General features: G+C 53.0%; 21 protein-coding genes. 3 read left to right on the top strand and 18 right to left on the bottom strand.

All coding sequences use genetic code 11. The annotated features are described in order from the left end of the window. Nucleotides 1–38: 38 nt before the first annotated feature. The 8 genes from DHN43_RS15445 to phnG are packed head-to-tail and all read right to left on the bottom strand — an operon-like array spanning nucleotide 39 to nucleotide 6,111. Nucleotides 39–737 carry a DUF1045 domain-containing protein gene (locus tag DHN43_RS15445; RefSeq protein ID WP_108819170.1) on the bottom strand — a complete coding sequence of 233 codons (699 nt, stop codon included), beginning with the start codon at nucleotides 735–737 and terminating at the stop codon, nucleotides 39–41. A gap of 58 nt (nucleotides 738–795) precedes the next feature. Then, complete coding sequence (locus DHN43_RS15440; protein ID WP_244306764.1) at nucleotides 796–1,419, bottom strand: DapH/DapD/GlmU-related protein; 624 nt, start codon at nucleotides 1,417–1,419, stop codon at nucleotides 796–798. 42 nt (nucleotides 1,420–1,461) lie between these two features. Beyond that, on the bottom strand, nucleotides 1,462–2,172 hold the full coding sequence (gene phnL, locus DHN43_RS15435; RefSeq protein ID WP_093519906.1) for a phosphonate C-P lyase system protein PhnL: 711 nt from the start codon (nucleotides 2,170–2,172) through the stop codon (nucleotides 1,462–1,464). A gap of 10 nt (nucleotides 2,173–2,182) precedes the next feature. Next, the gene (phnK, locus tag DHN43_RS15430; RefSeq protein WP_108819168.1) at nucleotides 2,183–2,980 is read right to left on the bottom strand and encodes a phosphonate C-P lyase system protein PhnK; all 798 of its coding nucleotides are present in this window, start codon (nucleotides 2,978–2,980) and stop codon (nucleotides 2,183–2,185) included. Beyond that, nucleotides 2,980–3,891, bottom strand: a complete 912-nt coding sequence (locus DHN43_RS15425; RefSeq protein ID WP_108819167.1) for an alpha-D-ribose 1-methylphosphonate 5-phosphate C-P-lyase PhnJ — start codon at nucleotides 3,889–3,891, stop codon at nucleotides 2,980–2,982. Before DHN43_RS15425 ends, phnK begins: the two co-directional genes overlap by 1 nt. Then, a complete protein-coding gene (locus DHN43_RS15420; protein WP_108819166.1) occupies nucleotides 3,888–5,003 on the bottom strand; it encodes a carbon-phosphorus lyase complex subunit PhnI in 1,116 nt (371 codons plus the stop codon). The genes DHN43_RS15425 and DHN43_RS15420 overlap by 4 nt, the downstream gene beginning before the upstream one ends. 3 nt (nucleotides 5,004–5,006) lie before the next feature. Continuing rightward, complete coding sequence (phnH, locus tag DHN43_RS15415) at nucleotides 5,007–5,639, bottom strand: phosphonate C-P lyase system protein PhnH (RefSeq protein ID WP_108819165.1); 633 nt, start codon at nucleotides 5,637–5,639, stop codon at nucleotides 5,007–5,009. 1 nt (nucleotide 5,640) lies between these two features. After that, a complete protein-coding gene (phnG, locus tag DHN43_RS15410; protein WP_199914816.1) occupies nucleotides 5,641–6,111 on the bottom strand; it encodes a phosphonate C-P lyase system protein PhnG in 471 nt (156 codons plus the stop codon). 184 nt (nucleotides 6,112–6,295) lie between these two features. Here phnG and phnF point away from each other — a divergent pair, with 184 nt between their 5' ends. Further along, nucleotides 6,296–7,048 (top strand): phosphonate metabolism transcriptional regulator PhnF, encoded by a 753-nt coding sequence (gene phnF, locus DHN43_RS15405; protein WP_208995441.1) that lies wholly within the window; start codon nucleotides 6,296–6,298, stop codon nucleotides 7,046–7,048. 8 nt (nucleotides 7,049–7,056) lie between these two features. Here the strand turns inward: phnF and DHN43_RS15400 are convergent, their stop codons facing one another. From DHN43_RS15400 to DHN43_RS15380, 5 genes are all read right to left on the bottom strand, one after another. Next, nucleotides 7,057–8,610, bottom strand: coding sequence for a CYTH and CHAD domain-containing protein (locus tag DHN43_RS15400; RefSeq protein ID WP_108819162.1), 1,554 nt, complete (start codon nucleotides 8,608–8,610; stop codon nucleotides 7,057–7,059). 197 nt (nucleotides 8,611–8,807) lie between these two features. Further along, a complete protein-coding gene (locus DHN43_RS15395) occupies nucleotides 8,808–9,554 on the bottom strand; it encodes an FCD domain-containing protein (protein WP_057461877.1) in 747 nt (248 codons plus the stop codon). Nucleotides 9,555–9,701: 147 nt separating this feature from the next. Beyond that, on the bottom strand, nucleotides 9,702–10,685 hold the full coding sequence (locus DHN43_RS15390; RefSeq protein ID WP_108819161.1) for a TRAP transporter substrate-binding protein: 984 nt from the start codon (nucleotides 10,683–10,685) through the stop codon (nucleotides 9,702–9,704). A 335-nt stretch (nucleotides 10,686–11,020) separates the two neighbouring features. Next, on the bottom strand, nucleotides 11,021–13,246 hold the full coding sequence (locus DHN43_RS15385) for a heavy metal translocating P-type ATPase (protein WP_108819160.1): 2,226 nt from the start codon (nucleotides 13,244–13,246) through the stop codon (nucleotides 11,021–11,023). 270 nt (nucleotides 13,247–13,516) lie between these two features. Continuing rightward, entirely contained in the window at nucleotides 13,517–14,395 is an 879-nt protein-coding gene (locus DHN43_RS15380) for a LysR family transcriptional regulator (protein WP_108819159.1), read from the bottom strand. Between the two features lie 98 nt (nucleotides 14,396–14,493). Between DHN43_RS15380 and glyA the strand changes: the two genes are divergently transcribed. Continuing rightward, a complete protein-coding gene (glyA, locus tag DHN43_RS15375; protein ID WP_108819158.1) occupies nucleotides 14,494–15,831 on the top strand; it encodes a serine hydroxymethyltransferase in 1,338 nt (445 codons plus the stop codon). On the opposite strand, the gene DHN43_RS15370 is transcribed toward glyA, so the two are convergent. After that, nucleotides 15,823–16,725 carry a LysR family transcriptional regulator gene (locus DHN43_RS15370; RefSeq protein ID WP_108819157.1) on the bottom strand — a complete coding sequence of 301 codons (903 nt, stop codon included), beginning with the start codon at nucleotides 16,723–16,725 and terminating at the stop codon, nucleotides 15,823–15,825. The genes glyA and DHN43_RS15370 overlap by 9 nt on opposite strands. An 85-nt stretch (nucleotides 16,726–16,810) precedes the next feature. Between DHN43_RS15370 and DHN43_RS15365 the strand changes: the two genes are divergently transcribed. Further along, complete coding sequence (locus DHN43_RS15365) at nucleotides 16,811–17,434, top strand: class I SAM-dependent methyltransferase (protein WP_108819156.1); 624 nt, start codon at nucleotides 16,811–16,813, stop codon at nucleotides 17,432–17,434. Between the two features lie 6 nt (nucleotides 17,435–17,440). Here DHN43_RS15365 and DHN43_RS15360 read toward each other — a convergent pair whose 3' ends face one another. From DHN43_RS15360 to DHN43_RS15345, 4 genes are all read right to left on the bottom strand, one after another. Beyond that, nucleotides 17,441–18,217: an endonuclease/exonuclease/phosphatase family protein gene (locus DHN43_RS15360; RefSeq protein WP_208985897.1), complete on the bottom strand. Its 777-nt coding sequence runs from the start codon at nucleotides 18,215–18,217 to the stop codon at nucleotides 17,441–17,443. A 333-nt stretch (nucleotides 18,218–18,550) separates the two neighbouring features. Continuing rightward, nucleotides 18,551–19,006, bottom strand: a complete 456-nt coding sequence (locus DHN43_RS15355) for a hypothetical protein (protein WP_108819155.1) — start codon at nucleotides 19,004–19,006, stop codon at nucleotides 18,551–18,553. 261 nt (nucleotides 19,007–19,267) lie between these two features. Next, entirely contained in the window at nucleotides 19,268–19,735 is a 468-nt protein-coding gene (locus tag DHN43_RS15350; protein WP_057461865.1) for a VOC family protein, read from the bottom strand. Continuing rightward, the gene (locus DHN43_RS15345) at nucleotides 19,722–20,498 is read right to left on the bottom strand and encodes a TetR/AcrR family transcriptional regulator (RefSeq protein ID WP_108819154.1); all 777 of its coding nucleotides are present in this window, start codon (nucleotides 20,496–20,498) and stop codon (nucleotides 19,722–19,724) included. Before DHN43_RS15345 ends, DHN43_RS15350 begins: the two co-directional genes overlap by 14 nt. Nucleotides 20,499–20,603 lie beyond the last annotated feature (105 nt).

The raw sequence follows: 20,603 nt of genomic DNA, 5'->3' as shown, positions 1-20,603 counted from the left end.
TGATGTCTGATGTGGCGCTTCGCCGACTAATACATCGCTCATGCTACTTGTCCTTCCAATGGTCTTATTTCAATGACTTGAAATGGCGCCCCAGCCTCTGGTTCAACGCAGAGGGCGAGGTGCGAAATGGAGATTGGTTGATGAATGACAGGCTTGAAGTGGTCTTCTGCGGCAGCTTTGAGAGCTTTGCGCTCGTTCTCGTCTTCAAGTCGTTTTGACAGGGTCATATGAAAATGGAAATGCTTGAAAATGTAGGGGTAGCCCCACTCCAGCATGTAGGCATCCTGCTGTGGTGTCAGGTTCGCTTTGCGGCGTCGTTCGATGTCTTGTTCGCTCAAAGGTGCGCGAAGATGGTCGAGCTGTTTGATGCATTGCGCTGCCAGTCCGTTGAGCTGTTCTGACGGCTGCGTCGGTGTCAGGGCGAGAAACTTGCCGAGGAAGGTTGGCGCAAGTCCTTCGATGGTGAAGGCAGATGTTTGCTTGGCGAACGTGCTGAAAGCTGCTTTTGCATCTTCCTGCGATTTACCTTCCGCCAGATGGAATGGTGGTTTCATGGTGGCGTGGAAGCCATAGCGACGTGCGTCTTCGGTGATTGAGTGCAGGTGCCCGGGCCCAAACTCGTTCAGGTGCGGGTGTGCGAGGCTTTCATTGGAAAAGGCTGAGCGCCCGAGCCATTGGCTTCCCAACTCCGTGAGCGTGGCTGACTGTGGGTGTGTGAAATAGATTGAGTAACGCATATCCAGAATATCCTTGGGCTTCGAAGTACCGGGCAAACGGTGTCAGTCCTATGACACCTCAGGCTGGTTCGAAGTGTTCCAGAAACCTTTCCACAGTCATCGATTGAAACAGAGGGAGCCGCTCGAAGATTATGTCCTCTGACCAGTCCCACCATTTGAGTTGGATCAGCCGGTCAGCAGCTTCCTTGGAGAAGCGTCTCTTGATCGGTTTTGCCGGGACACCGCCTACGATGGTGTAGGGCTCCACGCTTTTCGCCACCACAGCGCCTGCTGCAAGGATTGCGCCGTCGCCAATCGTTACGCTGGGTAGCACGGTTACGCCGTGTCCGATCCAAACGTCATTGCCTATAATGACACGCGCAGCCCTGCGATCAGCAAAGAACTGGTGATCCCGTTCTTTATCTTCGCGGTAGTATTCGGGGGTGTAGGTAAAGCGATGTTGGGAAACCCGCTCCAGGGGATGATTGGGAGGGCCAAGGCGAACATTGGATGCAATGGCCGTGAACTTGCCGATTGTGGTGTCCGCAACCGTTGAGTTCGGGCCAATGTAGGAATAGTCGCCAATCTCACAATATTCCAGATAGGTTGGGCCAAGCACTTCGCATTGCTTGCCAACTGCAGCCTCTCGATGGGTGACGGTTGACTCAATGACCGTCTCCGCAATTTTGGGGTGCTTTATCATGGAGCGAGTTTCCCTTCTCTGCATACCGCTTTCGGATATGCTTTATGCAGCCGACGCGAATGAAGTTACGTCGATGATCCGGTCCGCAATGGCATCGCGAACGTCATGATCGTGAAGAATGCCGACCATTGCTACACCTTGCGTTTTCTTCTCTTCCACCAGCTCAACTACAACAGCTCGGTTTGCTGCATCGAGTGAGGCGGTTGGTTCGTCGAGAAGAAGAATCGGGTAGTGCGCGATGAAACCGCGGGCGATGTTGACGCGTTGCTGTTCTCCGCCCGAGAAAGTCGCTGGTGGTAACTGCCAGAGGCGCTCTGGCACATTGAGGCGGGAAAGCAAGTTGCCAGCGCGCTCAAACGCTTCGTCTTCTGCAACGCCTTGCGCCATAAGAGGTTCGGCAACCAGCGTGAGTGCTGGGACGCGTGGGATTGCGCGGAGGAACTGTGAGACGTAACCGATTGTGGTTTCGCGCAGGCGGATAATGCGGCGTGGAGTTGCGTCGGCTACGTTGACAATCTCATCACCATCCGTGATCAGGATCTGCCCTTTCTGGCAACGGTAGTTGGCGTAGATCATTTTCAGGATTGAACTTTTACCCGAACCTGACGGACCGCCAAGAACCACACATTCTCCTGCTGAAACGGAGAAGTTCACACCGGAGACGACAGGGATTTCCAAGCCATCTCGCAAGTGCATCTTGAAGGACTTGGCAAGGTCGGAAACAAGCACCTTGGTTTTCGGAGTGTTTGTCATTGTCTTGTCCTTATGGCTGCAAGATGGAGGAGACGAGGAGCTGGGTGTAGCTCTCTTGCGGGTCGTCCAGTACCTGATCTGTCAGTCCGCTTTCGATGACATGACCGTGGCGCATCACCAGAATACGGTGTGAGAGCAGGCGGGCCACTGCCAGATCATGGGTCACGATGATCACGGAGAGACCGAGGTCGGCGACAAGACCGCGCAGGAGGTCCAGCAAGCGTGCCTGAACAGACACATCCAAGCCGCCAGTTGGTTCGTCCATGAAGACCAGTCGTGGGGCTGTGACGAGGTTTCTGGCAATCTGGAGACGCTGGCGCATGCCGCCGGAGAATGCGCGTGGGTCATCGTCAATGCGGTCTTCTGCGATCTCGACGCGGCCTAGCCAATCGGTGGCAGTGTCGCGGATGTTGCCGTAGTGGCGAGCGCCAACTGCCATGAGGCGTTCACCAACGTTGGCCCCTGCAGAGACTGTCATGCGCAGGCCGTCTGCTGGATGCTGGTGGACGAAACCCCAGTCGGTACGCATGAGCATGCGGCGCTCGGCTTCACTCATTTCGTAGAGGTTGCGCATCTGGCCCATGCGATTGCGGTAGTTGACCGAACCTGAGGTCGGGGTGAGGCGCGTTGCAAGGCAGTTGAGCAGCGTTGTTTTGCCCGAGCCACTCTCGCCTACAATTGCAAGCACCTCACCCGGATAGAGATCGAAGCTGACGTCTTTACAGCCGATGCGGCCGCCATAAAGTTTTGTCGTGTTACTGACCTGAAGCAGCGGAAAGTCTTCAGAGCTTTGAATATCCAGAGACATTAGTCGTTTCCTTCTGCTTCCAGAGGATTGGTTCCAAGGTGCCCGACATGGCCGGCCTCGCGGCGTTCCTCGCAGAAATCACTGTCAGAGCACACGAACATGCGGTTGCCGTCGTCATCCAAAATGACCTCATCCAAATAGACCTCTTCTGCCCCGCAGATGGCGCAAGGCTGGTCGAACTTGGTCACTTCAAATGGATGGTCTTCAAAATCCAGGCTCACCACTTTGGTATGTGGTGGGATGGCATAGATGCGTTTTTCGCGGCCTGCGCCAAACAGCTGGAGCGCTTCCATCTGGTCCATCTTTGGATTGTCGAACTTTGGCGTCGGGGAAGGGTCCATCACATAGCGGTCCTGCACCATGACCGGGTAGGCGTAGGCAGTTGCTATGTGGCCGAACTTTGCGATGTCCTCGTAGAGCTTCACATGCATGAGGCCGTATTCTTCCAGTGCGTGCATCTTACGGGTCTCGGTTTCGCGCGGTTCCAGAAAGCGGAGTGGCTCTGGGATCGGAACCTGATAGACGAGCACCTGATCCTTTGTCAGCGTTTCTTCCGGGATGCGGTGACGGGTCTGGATGATGCTGGCGTCTTTTGTCTTTGTGGTAGTGTCTACGCCTGTTGTTTCGACAAAGAAGTTGCGCAGGGCGACGGCGTTTGTGGTGTCGTCTGACCCCTGATCGATCATCTTCAGGCAATCGTGCTTGCCGATGACTGCAGCTGTTACCTGAATACCACCGGTGCCCCAGCCGTATGGCATTGGCATTTCGCGGGCGGCGAAGGGAACCTGATAGCCGGGGACCGCGATGCCTTTGAGGATCGCGCGGCGGATCATGCGTTTGGTTTGCTCATCCAGATAAGCGAAGTTGTAGTGCTCGTCGGAGATGCCTTGTGTTTCAACACGCTCGGTCATTGTGCTGCCTCCGCTACGAGTTCCTGTTCAGCCGCTTCACGTTTCCCTTGCCACTCTTTGCGAATCTTGCGGATCAGCTCCAGTTCTGACTGGAAATCGACGTAGTGGGGCAGTTTGAGGTGCTCAACGAAGCCGGTGGCCTGCACATTGTCTGAGTGAGACAGAACGAACTCCTGATCTTGCGTTGGGGAGTCTATTTCTTCGCCCAGCTCTTCAGCCCGCAAAGAGCGATCCACCAGAGCCATTGCCATGACTTTGCGCTCTCCCTGTCCGGGAACCAGACCATAACCGCGAGTGAATTGTGGTGGTGTAGAAGCCGAACCTTGAAACTGGTTGATCATCTGACATTCGGTGACTGTCATGGTGCCAAGGGGAACTTCGAAGCCGAGCTCTTCCATGAAGAAGTCAACTTCGACTTCCCCAAGACGAATTTCTCCTGCAAACGGGTGAGTTCTGCCAAAACCACGCTGGGTGGAGTAGCCAAGTGCCAGCAGAAAACCTTCGTCACCGCGTGCCAGATTCTGCAAACGCAGATCACGGTCTGCTGGGAAGGTGAGCGGTTCGCGGGTGATGTCACCTACTGGAGCATCCGGTGCGATTGGCTCATCTGGTTCAATCAGGCCTTCCTCATTGAGGAGATCTGTCACGCGTGGGACGACCTCTTCCTTCTCGAACTCCTGCACTTCTGGTGCTGGAGCTTCGCCATCTGCTGCCAGTTTGAAATCGAGCAGGCGCTGGGTGTAATCGAAGGTTGGTCCGAGTAACTGTCCGCCTGGAAGATCCTTGTAAGTTGCGGAAATACGGCGACGGATCAGCATCTTAGCGGTGTCGATTGGTTTGGAATACCCAAAGCGTGGCAGGGTTGTTCTGTAAGCACGCATCAGGAAGGCAGCCTCGATGAGATCGCCGCGAGATTGCTTGATGCCGAGTGCTGCCAGTTCTGCATCATGCAGAGAACCTTCTGCCATCACGCGGGAGACAGAGAGGTAAAGCTGCTCAGAGATTTGCTTGAGGCTCAGGGATGGCACGTTGGTATCGCCGCGGCGATCCCGTGCCATGAGCTTGTGAGCGTTTCGGATGGCTTTCTCGCCACCTTTCACAGCAACATACATGAGTTAAGCCTCCAAACCGGTGATTTTAGTGGAGCGAGGCAGGCCTACGACCTGATTGGTTCCAGCAAAAATGATGTCGATGCCGAGTGGGTAGAGTGTGCTGTTGTCTTGCATCTGCTGCCAAAACATTGCTGGTGCGGGAGCAATGCTGAACTGCTTCTCAGTTTTTATGCCCGGACCTTTCAGCGTGATACCGTCGTCTTCGGTGAGCTCATCGACCATCAAAACGATCGTGGTTGAGCGGTCTGGATATTCCGCATTGCCAGCGGCAAAGCTTGCGATAGCAGGGAGCAGTTTTACATCCGAGACCAGCGCAAAAGCGGCTTCTGCAGGGCTTTCAACGAAGGGTGCTGCCGTGTGGAAGCGGATGTAATTCTTGACGGTTTCATTGGTTGCGAGCGCAGGATCCAGCCAGAGCGGTGTGTCATAATCGCAAAGTGTCAGCACGAGCGCTGTCGCAGCTACAGACAGTGGAGCAGGAGGGCTAAGTGTGAGATTGTCCAGCTGTTGCACAGTTCCGGGTTGCGCCAGTGCGTTCATGGCGGAGCGGAATACGGACTGGGCGTCGTGGACTGGATCTGCCAGACCCGGAGCAGGCGCTTTGGCGAAGATTGAGGAGGCTGTTTGCGTGCTCATATTATTCTCCCCGAACCATGGTGAAGAAATCAACTTTGGTGGCTGCGACTTCAGCGCGTGTTTCGTTTTCTGCTTGTTCTTGAGCGGAGGCTAATGGCTGAAGAACCTTCGTCTCAACAAGAACCCGGTGTTCTTGTTGTTGCCAAAGAGCGTCAATGAGAGCTGCTAGCAGAACCTTTTGTTTTTCGCGGCCAAGGGTTTGACCGAAACCGGTGGTCCCGTCGTCCAAAGCTATGACGCAGCGAGTGACGGTCGCTTCACACATGTTGAAGGGAGCGCCGGTGCCACCAGCGCGGCCACGGACCATCACGAGCCCGATTTCTGCTGGGCGGATAACCGTGTAGCTCGGCTCTAAACCGAGGTTTTTCCAGGCTTCTGCAAGGTTTTGCGCTGAGGCCTTTGCCAGAATGCCCAGGGCATTCTGCCTAGCTGCAATTTCCGGTGATTGCTCTTTGAGCGAACTTGCCGTCATTTCAGCCCCTTTAACTTTCAGGAACACGCTGGTTCTCTGGCATTGTGTGGTGACGCCTTGCGGGTTTGTCGAAAGATTGGATCCGCGCGTCTGAATTTGGTTGCTAAGCTAGAACTAATGTTGTCTAGTTGTATAGACAAATATTTTGCTCGCCAACTGATTAGTGTTGTTTCATGACGAAGACATGACGAATGCGATGAAATTTGAATTCTCTCCTGTTGAGCGACGTGCGGGCGTTGCCATGTGGAAGCAGATTGCTGAAGTACTGCGCTCTGAGCTTTCGCGAGCTGAGGTTTCTGAGGGGGAGAAAATCCCTGCAGAACAAGAGCTTGCACATAGCTTTGAGGTTAACCGCCATACTGTTCGGCGTGCGATTTCCACTTTGATCGAAGAGGGTTTTTTACGTTCAGATCAGGGGCGGGGAACCTTTGTTGCCAAGGCTCCGCTGGTCTATCCCATCGGTCCGCGCACGCGCTTTTCGGAGAACTTGTCGGGTCAGGCGCAGGAGGTTTATGGGGATATCTTCCGCACGACCGAAGTGATTGCAGATGCTTACACATCCGAACTGTTGGAGATTGAACCAGGCACTGCACTGTTTAAATGTGAGTCTGTGAGTTACGCAGATGGCACACCAATTATCGCAGGAACGCGCTGGTTTGAAGTGTCTCGCTTTCCCAATCTGCCTTCAGATTTGAATGAGACTAACTCGATCACCAAGATCATGGAGAAGTATGGTTTCGGTGATTATCGGCGTCAGGAAACCCGGATTACGGCGGCGCTTTGTAGTGCGCATAATGCGGAGTTGCTTAAGATCTCCGAGGGATCGCCTGTGCTCGTGATGGAATCTATCAATGTGATTGCGAGTGGGGCGCCTATACAAATTGGTCGAGCCTATGTGGCTGCTGACCGAATGCACCTAACCGTCAGAAATGACTAGTCTTTTGTTTAGAGCCAGTACTTGGGTGCTTCTACGGCGGCGTTCCAACGTTCCTGCGCTTCCAGCCATGCGTTGTCTGCTCTGGCCTGATGCCAACCGGCGACAAAACCGATGACCGTTGAAACTTCGTTGTTTTGTAAGGATTGCGGAAGCTTCATTGCGACCAGACGATCAGCCATGGCCACATCGTTGAGATAGCCGAAGGTATTTTGAAGGCGCTTCAGACACTTAAGGAAGATACGCAGATCTTCTGGCTCATAGAGGGAGCGAAAGAACTCAACCGTATAACGCATTTTTTTGAGCGATTTGCGGAGGTCGTGGCGCTGCTCGATGGTGAGGTCCTGCAGGTTCTCGGCCCGCTTTTCGCAGGCCTTCCAGCGCTTGGATAGTGCATTTTGGGCGAAGGTTTGAATTGGTAGGTCCAGTTTCCTGAACTCGCTTAGTCCCAGGTTCTCTTTCCAAGCTGAGCTGTGTGCCAGTTCTCCCAGTTGGAGTAGGAAGCCGTTGAGCTTTGGATCGATCAGCTCCTGTCTCAGTTCAACCTGAGCTTCCACATGTGCCAGTTTAATGGCTTCAAAGAGCGGTTCGACTGAGTGCGTGTCTGGCAGTAACGGGATAACCGGTGTGATGATATCTTCCACCAGTACATCGATATCTCTTTGATTTCCTGCTGTTGTTGCCAATTGCTTTGCGGAGATATCCAGCGCTGCGATGGTTTCGTTGCCCGGGAAAGCTGCTTTGTAGATATTGAACGCACTTCTTAATCTACGCAGTCCGACACGTAGTTGGTGCGGGCCTTCAGAGATATTTTGCTGAAGGACGCAAGAACGGTTGGCGACAATCTGGTTGAGGCATTCGCTGAGGATTTTTTGGAAGGCTGAGCCTGCGTTGTCTTCTGGTTCCAACTCTATGTAGTTGGAGTGAAGTGCTTCTGAGGGCAGCTCAGGTGGTTCACCACTTGCCAGTCGATAGCCAATGCCTGCCTTGTTACTGCTGGAAAACAGAATTGGTCGATCTTTCATGAGTGCGCCTGCCAGTTTGTACAGGCTTTCGACCGGGCCTTCCATCAGCTCCAGCTCTACTTCATGGATCGGATGCTCTTTAGTGGCTGTTTTGGCTATGCCGGAATCCAGAGCCACTTCAATCTTCGCACCTGCTTTGTCTGTATAGTAGGTCAAAGTGCGCGTGATGGCGGTCTCGAACAGGATTCCCCATTGCTTGCCCTCAAGCAGAGATAAGAGCTTCTGCTTGATTTCATTATCAGAAATCACATGGAAGTCTGGCTCAATTCCGGCTATGGGCAGTTCCAGCTCAATCCGTTTGGAGAGCCCGGACTGCATGCCGCCGCCTTGCTTGATGGTTTGTAGCCAGTTGGTGCCGTTGTGGCGCGTGCGCAGCGAGATACGGGCTTTTTTGAGCGTGTGGTCCGGCGTGTCGTAATACACGGAACGGAGACGTTTCACGGATTGCTCACTGACCGCAAAGCCTTTTGGTGGTTTTGCTTTGGCCAGTTGCTCCAGAGTTGTTTCGTCTACAGAAAGCTTAAGCTCAATCTCGTGCATGATTGCCGGGCCACCCTATGCACAGCGTGCGAAGTGGAAGCTTGTTCCATCCCACTCTTGTTGATTTTACGTAGTAAACATCTCGCGAACGCATCCGCCTGTAAAGGGTGCAAAACGTCTATGGGAATTTATCAAAGATATAATCCCCATTTGGCAACGGTACTATGAATTGTGCTCTATTAATGCCCGTTGGCGGGTTATGCGGGCGTTAGCGGATCCTGCTGGAACAGGTAGGCATCAAAGGCCGGATCGTCTACGTCTGATAAATCCATCAGGCGTTTCTTGACGTTCTCAAGGTGTTGCCACATCGCTTGTTTTGCTGCTTGCGGGTCTCTTCGCTTCAGAGCGTCGAGGATATCCTGATGGTCGTTGAGCCACTCTTCGCGGTATGTGTTGTCGAAGATGCGTTCGTGCAGCTTATCCCACATTCTGGAACGGGTGCGCTGTTGCCAGAGGTTTCTGACCATATCGACCAGTACCGAGTTCTGGGTGGCTTCTGCTATGAGCAGGTGGAATTCTTCGTCCGCCTCATATCCGCCGGAGCCTTTTGCAAGGTCTTCGCGCTCACGCTCCAAAGCATCGCGCATGCGCAGGATATCGGCTTTGGTGACCATGGAGGCTGCGAAGGCTGCGATGTTGCTTTCCATAAGCTGACGTGCCTGCAGGAGCTCAAACGGGCCGATGTCTTCCAGATTTGAAGTGGGAGTAACTTGCTCCGCATCCGGCAGGCGTACAACGTAAGTGCCTGATCCTTTGCGCACATCAATCAAGCCTTCGATCTCAAGCATGATCATAGCTTCGCGCAGGAGTGAGCGGCTGACGTTCATTTCTTCAGCAATCTGGCGCTCCGGGCGGAGGCGATCTCCAACCTTGAACGTTCCGTTGCCTAACTCTTTGCGCAAGACTTCAGCTACTTCCTGATAGCGGCGACGCTGACCATCCATTTCGCTCATTCTCCCATGCCTGCGCGGTTTGGCGGATTTTTAGTGATTGCTGCACGCTTAAGATACTAAATAAAGCAGATTTGCAAGCGAGACAAAAGGCCAGAGATTTGCCTTGGTACTCTGGCCTTTCTTATTCCATTAGAAGGCTTATTGGGTCAATGCTTTGATGCGTGTGATCAAGGAGCCAACTCTCTCAGATTTTTCTGCGGCTTCTGCATGCATTGGCAAAACAGCTTCGATGAATGGTGCTTTATCCACCTCAATGAACTTCACATTAAGCTCGGACTTTGCCTGCTCTATATGCTTCTTAGTCATCTCGTTCCATTGCGCACGATGGAAGTGCATGGAGGACTTGGCAGCATCACGAATTGCTGTTTGTTCGTCTGTGTTTAACGAATTCCAGACCGTGGTTGAAATGACTACGATGGACGGGATCATTGTGTGGCCGTCATCGGAATAAACCTTGGAGACTTCACCATGACGTGCTGTGGTCAGCGCCAGCGGGTTATTCTCTGCACCATCGACCACGCCCTGCTGAAGTGCGCTGTACAATTCGCCCCAGGAGATTGGGGTCGGGCTGCCGCCGAGCAGCTCTACCATGCGGATTGCGGAGGGGGATGGTTGGACGCGGATCTTCATGCCTTTGAGATCAGCTGGAGAGTGAATCTCTTTGTTGGCGTAGAAGGAGCGGGCACCTTCCACGTAAAAGGTCAGACCAATAAAGCCTTTGTCTGCTGACGCTGCGAGGATGTCGTCACCGATTGGGCCGCTGAGAACATCGAAATAATGGTTCTCGTCTACGAAGATGTAAGGCAGGTTCAGCGCTGAGTATGACTCTTCAAAGGCTTCCAGCTCGCTGGCATTGGTTTTGGCCATTGCGAGGGTGCCTTCTTGCACTAACTCCATGGATTCTCTTTGTGTTCCCAGTGCGCCATTGCCGTAGATGCGGATTTTGAGAGATCCGCCGGTGGCTTCTGCAACTTTGTCTGCCATGTGCTGCATGGAAATGTGCAGAGGGTGCTCTGGTCCCTGATTGTGGCTGAGTTTCAATGTCTTCGCGTAGCCGAATGAAGTTGTTGCAAGCAGAGCTGCACCCAGAACTGTGGCTTTGGCAATCTTTCTCGTAAACATATGCTTCCCCCCGGATGATCGCAGCGAATGTATTCGTGAGATGAAACTATAGAATGCTGAGGCTGCGATATGTAACGGAAAGAATTGGATGGATTCGAGGAGTTGTCAAACCATTTTATATATTGGTTGACCTTATGAAGAGCTTATTTGTTTTCCGTCTAACTGAATTATTTCTACTGCATCAGCCTGATAGATGTGGTGAAGCATTATTCTTCTAGTTAGCGCTCTTATGATTGGTCAGAGTTCTTCTAAGAAAGAACGGTATTGGTCAACCGGAGGGAGGGAAGATACAAAAAAGCCCCTGAGTTTGTCTTTCAGGGGCTGGATTGATGATGTCAGTTCATGTTCTTCGGTTTCCAGCGCCGCAGCAACATGGCGTTGGTAACCACGGAGACGGAACTCATGGCCATGGCGGCTCCTGCGATGACAGGGGAGAGCAATCCCAGCGCTGCCAGCGGAATGCCGATGATGTTGTAGATGAAGGCCCAGAACAGGTTTTGTCTGATTTTTCTGAGGGTTGCCTTGGAGATGTCCAGTGCTGCGGGGATCATCTTTGGCTCAGAACGCATGAGTGTGACGCCAGCGGTTTCCAATGCAACATCAGCACCGGAGCCCATTGCGATGCCGAGGTCAGCAGCTGCCAGAGCAGGGGCATCGTTGATGCCGTCGCCGACCATTGCAACTCTATAGCCTTGTTCTTTCAAGTCATTTACGACTTCGTTCTTGCCCTCTGGTTGAACACGTGCCTGGAATTCGTCAACGCCGACCTGATCTGCGATGTTTTTGGCGGCAAGTTCGGTGTCGCCGGTGATCATTACTGTGCGAATGCCTTGTTTCTTAAGGGATTCTACAGCTTCACGGGCGGAGTCCCGTGCCTGATCAACAAAGGCTAGAACACCGATTGCACGATCACCAAGGGCGACTGTGACTGCGGTTTTACCTGAGGATTCATAAGTCTTTACAAGGCCATCGCCCATCATGGATGGGGCGACATTCAGGTCTTTCATCAGGGCTGCGTTGCCGATGGAGACCTGCTGTCCAGTGAGCTCTGCAATCAGGCCCTTGCCGGGGATAGCCTTGATGGAGCGTGGGCGGGTGAGCTTGAGGTTGCGCTCTTCTGCTGCGCGGATAAGTGCGCTGGCGAGTGGGTGTTCGCTGCCCAGTTGGATGCTGGCTGCGATTGTCAGCAGGCGGTCGTCATTGCGGTCAAACGCCTGAGCATCTGTCAGAACTGGCTTGCCGACGGTCAGCGTGCCGGTTTTATCAAAGAGGATTGTATCGACTTTGTGGGCGCGTTCCAGCGCTTCGATATCGCGGATAAGTATGCCAGCCTTCGCAGCTGCGCCGGTGCCTGCGACAAGTGCTGTCGGGGTAGCAAGTCCCAGTGCGCAAGGGCAGGCGATGACGAGGACGGCGACGGATGCGCTGACGGCTGTTGTGACATCGCCGGAGTAAAGCATCCAGCCAGCGAAGGTTGCGAGGGCGATCAGTACAATAACGGGAACAAAAATAGCTGCGACTTTGTCGACTAATTTTTGTAGCGGTGCTTTGGAGGCCTGTGCGCCTTCAACAAGGCGGATAATCTGAGCTAAGCGTGTTGATTCACCAAGGGCGGTGGTGCGGACAAAAATTGCACCCGCTCCGTTGATTGTTCCACCGGTTACCTGATCACCCTTGTTTTTGTGCACGGGCAGGTTCTCACCGGTGAGCATAGATTCATCCAGCTCGCTTTCACCCTCTTCAATCAAGCCATCGGTTGGAACGCACTCGCCCGGTTTGATAACAATGTAATCACCGAGGCGCAGGTCTGAGATGCCGACGGGGATAATCTTGTCGCCGACGATCTTGTTGGCCGTGGTTGGTCGCAGGGCGATCAAAGAGCGAACAGCAGCTGAGGTGGAGCGTTTCGCCCGTATTTCCAGATACTTACCCATCAGAATGAGGGTGAGGATGACAGCAGATGCTTCAAAATAGAGGTCTGTTGCCTGCGCCTGTGTGGCGAAGAAGACGTTATAAACGCTGTACAGATAAGCGGCGGATGTGCCGAGCGAGACGAGGACATCCATGTTGGCGCCGCCATGACGCAGCGCTGTAAACGCACCTTTGTAGAATCGCGCACCGACGAAAAGTTGGATTGGCGTTGCTAATGCAAACTGCAGTACGCCAGAGAGCTCGAATTGCACACCAAACGCCATCAAAACCATTGGAATGACTAATGGAATCGCAAGGAGCGTTGATAGCGTGAAAAGTTGAAAGGTTTTGCGTTCTTCTGCGTCGCTATGTGCTTCGCGCTCTTCAAAAGCCTTCTTTGCTGCCTCTGCCTCGTCCCGGCGCTCCCTGGCCTCAAAACCAGCTGTCGAGACCACGTCCACCAGATCATTTGCGGCGACCTGAGGCAGGTGTTCCACCTCTGCCATTTCAAGTGCGAAATTGACCGTGGCTTTGACCACACCTTCGGTTGCCTGGAGAGTCTTTTCCAAGCGAGATGCGCAACCTGCACATGTCATTCCGGTGATGTCGAGTTTGACGGTTTGGGCTGCAGAGGCTGAGGGTGCGTTCATCAGAGCTATCTTCGGTTGCCGAGTTTAGACCATCAGGACTTATTACCATTGGTGAGGGCGGGTCAAGTGGTTGTAGAGAGGGTAAATACGCAAGCTCTCCTATGTGATGTAGTCGTGTTGTGATCCTGATCGAAGCCGTGACCACAGCCCGATCATTTTTGCAGGGAACACATAGGGTTTTGCGTAGTTTGACCTGTCCCTGACCTTTCAGTGCGGAAAGGCGCTCTGTGGATAGTCACGTAATGGGAACGAGCGGTGTCTGCTCAAAGGCTATGCCAGCAGGAGTGAGATGATCTGTGTGATCTCTTTTGATGGGGTTGGTAGGCTGGCGCATTCCAGGATGAGGGATTTTCCGGTTGTTTGCCACTGGATGAAAGGGGCTTGGAGGTCACCTTTCTTCAGAGACGGTTCGACGAGGGCTTTGTGACCCATGAGGATGCCTGCACCGTTTTTCGCTTCTTCCATTGCTATGGCATAGAGGGAATAGTTTGGGCCGTCGCTCAAGCTATTCAGAGTTGGTGCGTTTGTGTTGGCCCAGACCTGCCAGTCGTCTGCCCAGATCACATCGTGGAGGAAGGTTTCTGTCTCAAGGTCCTGCGGTTTTTTCAGGCCTTTTGCTGTTGCTGGTGAGCAGACCGGGGTGATGAGATCCTCTGCGATGATGCGCTCTTGAGCTGTGCTTTTGGGTTTGCCGATGAAGATGGAGAGATCGTAGATCTCGCGGTCCAGATTGGGCGGTGTTTCCAGTGCGATGACAGAGATGTTGGTATCTGGCAGGGCTGCTCTGATCTTCGGTAGACGCGGAGAGAGCCAGAGTTGGGCGACGCTTGGCAGGGCGGCAATGTGAATGGTTTTGCGGCTGGTTTTGGCTCGTAATTGCCGGACGGCGTTGCCCAGTTCATCGAAGGCCTTAGAGAAGTGCGGGGCGATGTCCTGTCCCAGCTCTGTCAGGTGGACGCCTTGAGAGCGGCGCTCGAACAGGTCCGCGCCGACCCATTCCTCCAATGCCTTGATGTGCTGGGAGACAGCGCCTGCGGTGACGCTCAGTTCTTCTGCTGCATTGGCAAAGCCACCAAGGCGGGCGGCAGCTTCGAATGCACGAAGGGCGTTGAGAGGTGGCCCTTTGGGGCGGGAGGGAGAGACTGACATGGATTAGCCTTAGTTTTTCTAGGCCAATAATTACATATTCTGGTTTGCGCTCTCAAGCCTTCTGTCCGCACACTCCTTTCAACAATTGGGAGGTTGTGATGGTTTTAGCGAAACGAAATTGGGTTCCGGCTCATTGTGAAGCACTGGTGCAGGAGGTTGCGCAGCGGACGCAGGCTCAGAGTTCTGCGGTTCTTTTGGGTCAGTTGGATGCGTTGGCATCTCAGAACAGGGAAATTCATGAGGAGCAGTGCTTCAATCTGAACCCGGCAACGAATGTGATGAACCCAAGGGCTGAGGCGTTTTGGGCCTCTGGCATTGGTTCTCGTCCATCTCTTGGCTACCCCGGTGATAAATACGAGATGGGGTTGGAAGCTATTGAAGAGATTGAGGTAATTGCGGCTGAGTTGAGCGCGGAAGTGTTTGATGCGCAGTATGCGGAGATCCGTGTGCCGTCCGGAGCCATCGCTAATCTTTATGGGTTTATGGCGACCTGTCAGCCGGGTGATACGATCATCGCGCCGCCAGCTTCCATTGGTGGGCATGTGACCCACCACATTGCAGGCTGTGCCGGGCTTTATGGTTTGCGCACTGTGCCTGCTCCGGTGAATGCGGATGGTTATACCATTGATGTGGAGGGGCTTCGTGAGCTTGCTAAAGCGGAAAAACCGAAGTTGATCACAGTCGGGTCCAGCCTCAACTTGTTTGAGCATCCTGTGCGCGCTATTCGTGAGATCGCCGATGAGGTGGGTGCGAAGGTGATGTTTGATGCGGCGCATCAATGCGGGATCATTGCTGGCAGAGCCTGGGCGAATCCGTTGGAAGAGGGTGCTCATTTTATGACCATGAGCACCTACAAGAGCCTTGGCGGGCCTGCGGGCGGTCTGATTGTCTCCAATGATGCTGAGTTAATTGAGCGGATGGATGCCATCGCGTTTCCCGGTATGACTGCCAACTTTGATGCGGCGAAGTCTGCTGCGCTGGCGGTGACCATGCTGGATTGGCGGGACTATGGGCAAGCGTATGCTGCTGAGATGATTGCCCTTTCAAAAGCACTGGCACAGGCGCTTGATGCGCAGGGCATTCCTGTGTTTGCCAAGGCGCAGGGCTTTACGCAGTCACATCAGTTTGCTGTTGAGGCGGCTTCCTTCGGTGGTGGGCAGGCGGCTTCCAAGAAACTCCGTAAGGCTGGTTTCCTTGCCTGTGGTATCGGCTTGCCGATTGCGGAGGTGGAAGGCGATATGAACGGGCTGCGTATTGGAACGCCTGAACTGGTGCGCTGGGGTGTTGGTGTGGAACATGCAGGTGAGATGGCGCGGTTGATTGCAGCAGCGCTGCGCTCTGATCTACCTGAGCAGTATCTGCCTGAGGTTTCTGCTTGGCGGCGGCAGTTCAAGAAACTGCATTATGTGATGGCTGGAGAGCCTGTATCAGCCTAGTAAGTGTTTGCTTGAGAGCGTGTCCGCCAGAAGGTCGAAGACCAGGCGGATGCGCTTTGAGGTGTGCAGTTCGCGGTGGGTTGCCAGCCAGAAGGGCACGACGAATGGCTCAAAGCTTGGCAGCACCTGTTCCATTTCCGGGAACATTTCCGCGATCTCTTGAATCATGACGATGATGCCAAGATCATTTCGGACCAGTTGCCACCCCACCAGCCCGCTTGCGGTTGTTAGTTTGAAGTTGCTTTCTTTGAGTGGCAAGCCAGACTCGGTGAAGTACTTGAGGAACTTGTCTGGCCTGTCGAAGGCGATGAAGTCGTGGTTTGCCATGTCATTGGCCGATTGTGGGCGGCCCTTGCGGTTCAGATAGGTTTTGCTGGCATAGAAGTGTGCGGTGGTTTCCCTCACAAGTCTTGCGGTCAGGTCTGGTTGTTCCGGGCGGATATGGCGGATGGCGATATCTGCTTCACGCTGCTGCAAATCACTGACGGTGTTGGTGGCGATGATTTCCACGTGAATGCCGGGTGCGATCTCGCGCAATTGCTTCAAAATGGGTGTGAGGATGAAGGCTGAGGCGGTGTCGCTTGCGCTGATGCAGACGGTTCCGTCGATCTCCTGAGACTGACCGGAGGCTGTCAATGAGATGCGGTTGGCTGCCTCTCCCATGGATTTCACATGCTCCAGCAGCTCAAAACCGGCCTGCGTGAGGGAGAGTGAGCGGCCAACACGCTCGAACAATGTCACGCCGAGCGCTTCTTCCAGCGCGGAGACCTGCCTGCCCAGTGTGGGTTGGGTGAGGCCGAGGGCTCTTGCTGCAGCCGAAAGGGAGCCTTCCTCCGCTGTGACAAGGAAAGCGCGGGCCTGGTTCCAGTCGAATGAGACGCTCTGCCAATTCATGCATATTTGTATACCTCAACTGCGAATTTTGGCAATTTGTTTTGATAATATGCATGGATACACTGCAGGAAATGGAGGGTTTCCGATGCAGAATTCCGCAGGATTTTGGGACAAGCATGCGCCGAGTTATGTGGCGCGATCAATGAAAGACGTTGCTTCCTATGAGAAGGCAATGGACCGTGTCCGTTCTTATCTCACACCGGAGCAAGAGGTGTTGGAGCTGGGCTGTGGCAGTGGGGCGACGGCGATGCTTTTGGCCAAGCATGTCAAGCACATGACCGCTAGCGATATTTCCGGCAAGATGATTGAGTTTGGGCGTGAAAAGGCGTGGGACGACGGCGTTGAGAATGTGAGTTTTGTGCATGCTCCCGCAGGTGGATCAGTGCTTGATGGCAAGACCTATGATGTGGTGATGGCGTATAACGTGATTCATCTGATCAAAGGTCCGGCTGATGCAATCAATCAGGTACAGCGACTTGTGAAGCCGGGTGGATTGCTCATTTCCAAGACGCCATGTTTGGGTGATTCCGCGTTTTACTGGCGCTGGCTGATCAATGTGATGCGCCTTGTTGGGTATGCGCCCTATGTGACCTACTTCAAGCAGGTGGAATTGGGACGTCAGATTGAGCAGGCAGGCTTCAAGATTGTTGAGACTGGCAATTATCCGGCGTCTCCCATGGGGCGTTTCATAGTCGCACGTAAGGTGTAAGACCGCTTACAGGTCCACGCGGGCAAACAAACCGTGGTGGTCGGAGCCGTAGTAAGGGCGGAGAAAGGTCTTTCCGCCCTTTGGTGCGAGGACGTGGTCAATGCGCATGGCATAGGTGCCTTTGAAGAGGAAGCTTGCTTCAAATGGGCCGGCCAGTTGAGTGTCTGTGGCGTCGGTATATTCATCCAGATTGTGCGACCACGGGACCATGTTAAAATCGCCAGCAATCATCTTCAGTCCATCCAGCTCTGATAAGATCGAGATGATTTTCCCAGCTTGTGTCTCTTGAGGAAACGGCCATGGCCAGTGCTGATGGATAGACACCACCCAGAGCGGTCCCTCTGAGCTTTGGATGTGCAGTGCTGCTATGCCGAGGCCGATCTCACAGCGATAAGCATCAGAAGCAAGGGGGAGGCGTGAGAGCACAGCGACTGCACCGACGGCGGTAAACGGACAAACGATGTGGTAGGGATACTGCTTTTTGAGTGAGTTGATGAGGGGAAGATGCCTTTTGTGCACTTCCTGAAGCGTGATCACCTCTGGCTGTAGCATGAGGATGTCATTCAGGACATCCATGCGATCTCCGGCGCGGAAACTCAGGTTCTTTTGATAGACCGCGAGATCATAATTCTCTGGAACGCGCACTCCCTGATCGGCCCACAATACTGTTCCGCTGCTGATTGATGCGACTAGAAAGCCGATGATCATCAACTTGGGCTGGCGGTAGGAAAACAGTGTGAGAATTGCAAGCAAGACGGCCAGAGGCAGCCGGAGAACAGACAAGCTGTCACCGATTGGATGTATAATTCCCAGGAAAGATATGAGGAGTAAACTTGTTACTCCAATTATTGAGTTGCGCAGGAACATGACAGTCTTCGTTCATGGGTTAGAAGGCGCGAACCTGCTATGTATAATCGAAACTTTGGCGAATGTTTGACAGCGCAATCATTTGGCAGAAAGCCTAGGTTTTTGGAGCAGTATCCGTTGGGCAAGAGGAGCGTGTAGTAAAGATATCATGTAAAAAAGCCACGCCACTTATGAATGGCGTAGCTCCGTATTTGCTTTCTGTTTGGTCAAAGCTTTTGCTTGGCTTTGAGGACGTGGTCAGATGCTACGTCAGGATTTGTCTTCGTGTTGCACAGTGATGTGCCCGCGGCAGGTTCCGTCAGAGAATACGCCTGTAATCGGGTTGTCACCGACTAGACCTGAAGCAAACATCTGCACTTCGACAGGTGGGGCGTCTGAGCTGTCGTCAAAGACGATTTCGTAGGTGTTGGAAATTGTGAAGATACCTTCGCCAATAACGCCATCAGTTTCTGCGATGAGAACACCATCGTTTTCCTCGGAAGCTGCTTGATCCTGGCTTGTGTCGGCCTTGTCGTCTTTGTGAGTTGCAGTAAAGCCGCTGGAATAACGGGTTTTGCAAGTGCCGTCATCTGGTGAACCATCGGCCAGAGACAGGTCAGAGAATTCGACTTTGGGTTGGCCTGTGTCGTGATTGTCGGCCAAGACTGGTGAGATGAAAAGAGCCAGTGCACCAAGGCCAGCAATGGTAGCAGTTGTTTTCTTCATTTTTGAGCCTGCTTTGATCGGGAAAAGTTCACATTCGTAGCTTTGAGTCCTCGTGGACGCACAGAGATTAAGAGGGGTATTCTTAACGAAACTGCGCGTGTGCTTGAGTGCTTTATTATTAAGGTAATGCAAGCTGAAGTGGTTGTTGGGGAGTTTAAACGCTATTGAATTAGAGGTTGTGTCGTGGTGTTAACTTATCACGCTGAGTGCAGGTAAAAGAAAAGGGGCCGTTTGGGCCCCTTTGTATCTGAATTGCTAGCTTTATTTGGTGTCGGCAACCAGCTCGTGAACGTTCCCGTCGGGGTCTGCAAAGAAGGCGGTGTATTCGCCCCAAGGCTGCTGCGCAGGTGCAGCAACGCTTTTAACGCCGTTGGCTAAGAGGGCATCGTAAGCGGTATCAACCTGCGCTGTGGTTTCATATTTGAAGCCGATGCCCAGTCCTGAACCCGTGCGGATTCCATTGAGTGTTTCAGCGTTCAGGAAGGAACTGAGGTATTCATGACTGGCTAGTGACAGCCTGAGGCCGTTGGATTTGAACTCCGCGAACTCTCCATTTTCTGAGATCAGTTTCATCTTCATTTTGTCTTTGAAGAAAGCTTTCATCTCAGGGAAGTTTGCTGTGTGCAGGGTGACCATGTAAATGGCCGGCTGAGTTGGTTCTGCCTGAGCTGCGAACTGCGCGCCAAATAGTGACAGAACGGCGATCATACATTGCTTAATGAACGTCATTTGTTGTTGTTCCTTTCAGAGTCCATAGCCATTGGGATTTTGTTGCGAGAAAATGCTGTTCGAGCTGGTTTAGAGTTTGCTGGGTGTTAGAGGACGGCAGCCCGTATCCTTTGATGAAATTCATGAGGTGAGGTCTGAGAAAGGCGAGGGCGTCTTCCAGATTGTCTGGCTGATCGTGGGGCATGCCATACCAAACCAACGAGATCCCTGAAACGAAGGCCCAAAGACCGGTTGTCAGGTGTTTGGGGTCGGTGGTGGTTCCAGAGATTTCTGAGCAGAGCCCTTCCAGAAAAGAAGAGAGATCTGAGGCTACAATCTGATGATTGTGACGCCTGATATTATGAGTTTCCTGCCAGAAAGAAGGTGAGGCACATTGCATTTCTATTTGGAACACGTCTGGATGGGCGATGTTGAAAAGAAAGTCCAACATGATCACGCCGAGGCATCGCATTTCAGGCTCTTGAAATTGATCGATTACTAATTTTAGTTTTTGATGGCGGATATCAAGGGCTTGGGATGCCAGTGCGGCTACGACGTCCTGCTTGCTTTCGAAGTGGCGATAGAGCGTGCCGACGGAGACTTGCGATAGCTTGGCAAGTTCTGGCATTTTCAGGGCGCTAACTCCTTCAGCAATGGCGATTTCTCGCGCCTTCTCCAAAATTGCTTCTTCGCGAACTCTGGTTTTTTGCTGCTTGCCAGAAGGTTGCATGAGGTTGGTTCTATCGTTTTTTGATTCTGGAATATAATTCGAATAATATTCCATATTTGATTTTTGGATGGAACTCAAGGTTCGAGCTTGCCTGAGATGTAGGTTGGTGCATCACATTTAAGTGGCTGGATTGTCGGTTCTGCAGGCAAAAGAAAAGGG

The sequence above is a fragment of the Pseudovibrio sp. Alg231-02 genome, from assembly GCF_900143565.1.
Lineage (GTDB): Bacteria > Pseudomonadota > Alphaproteobacteria > Rhizobiales > Stappiaceae > Pseudovibrio.
The sequence above is the reverse complement of the archived record's forward strand: the minus strand, read 5'-3'. Positions and strand labels throughout refer to the sequence as shown.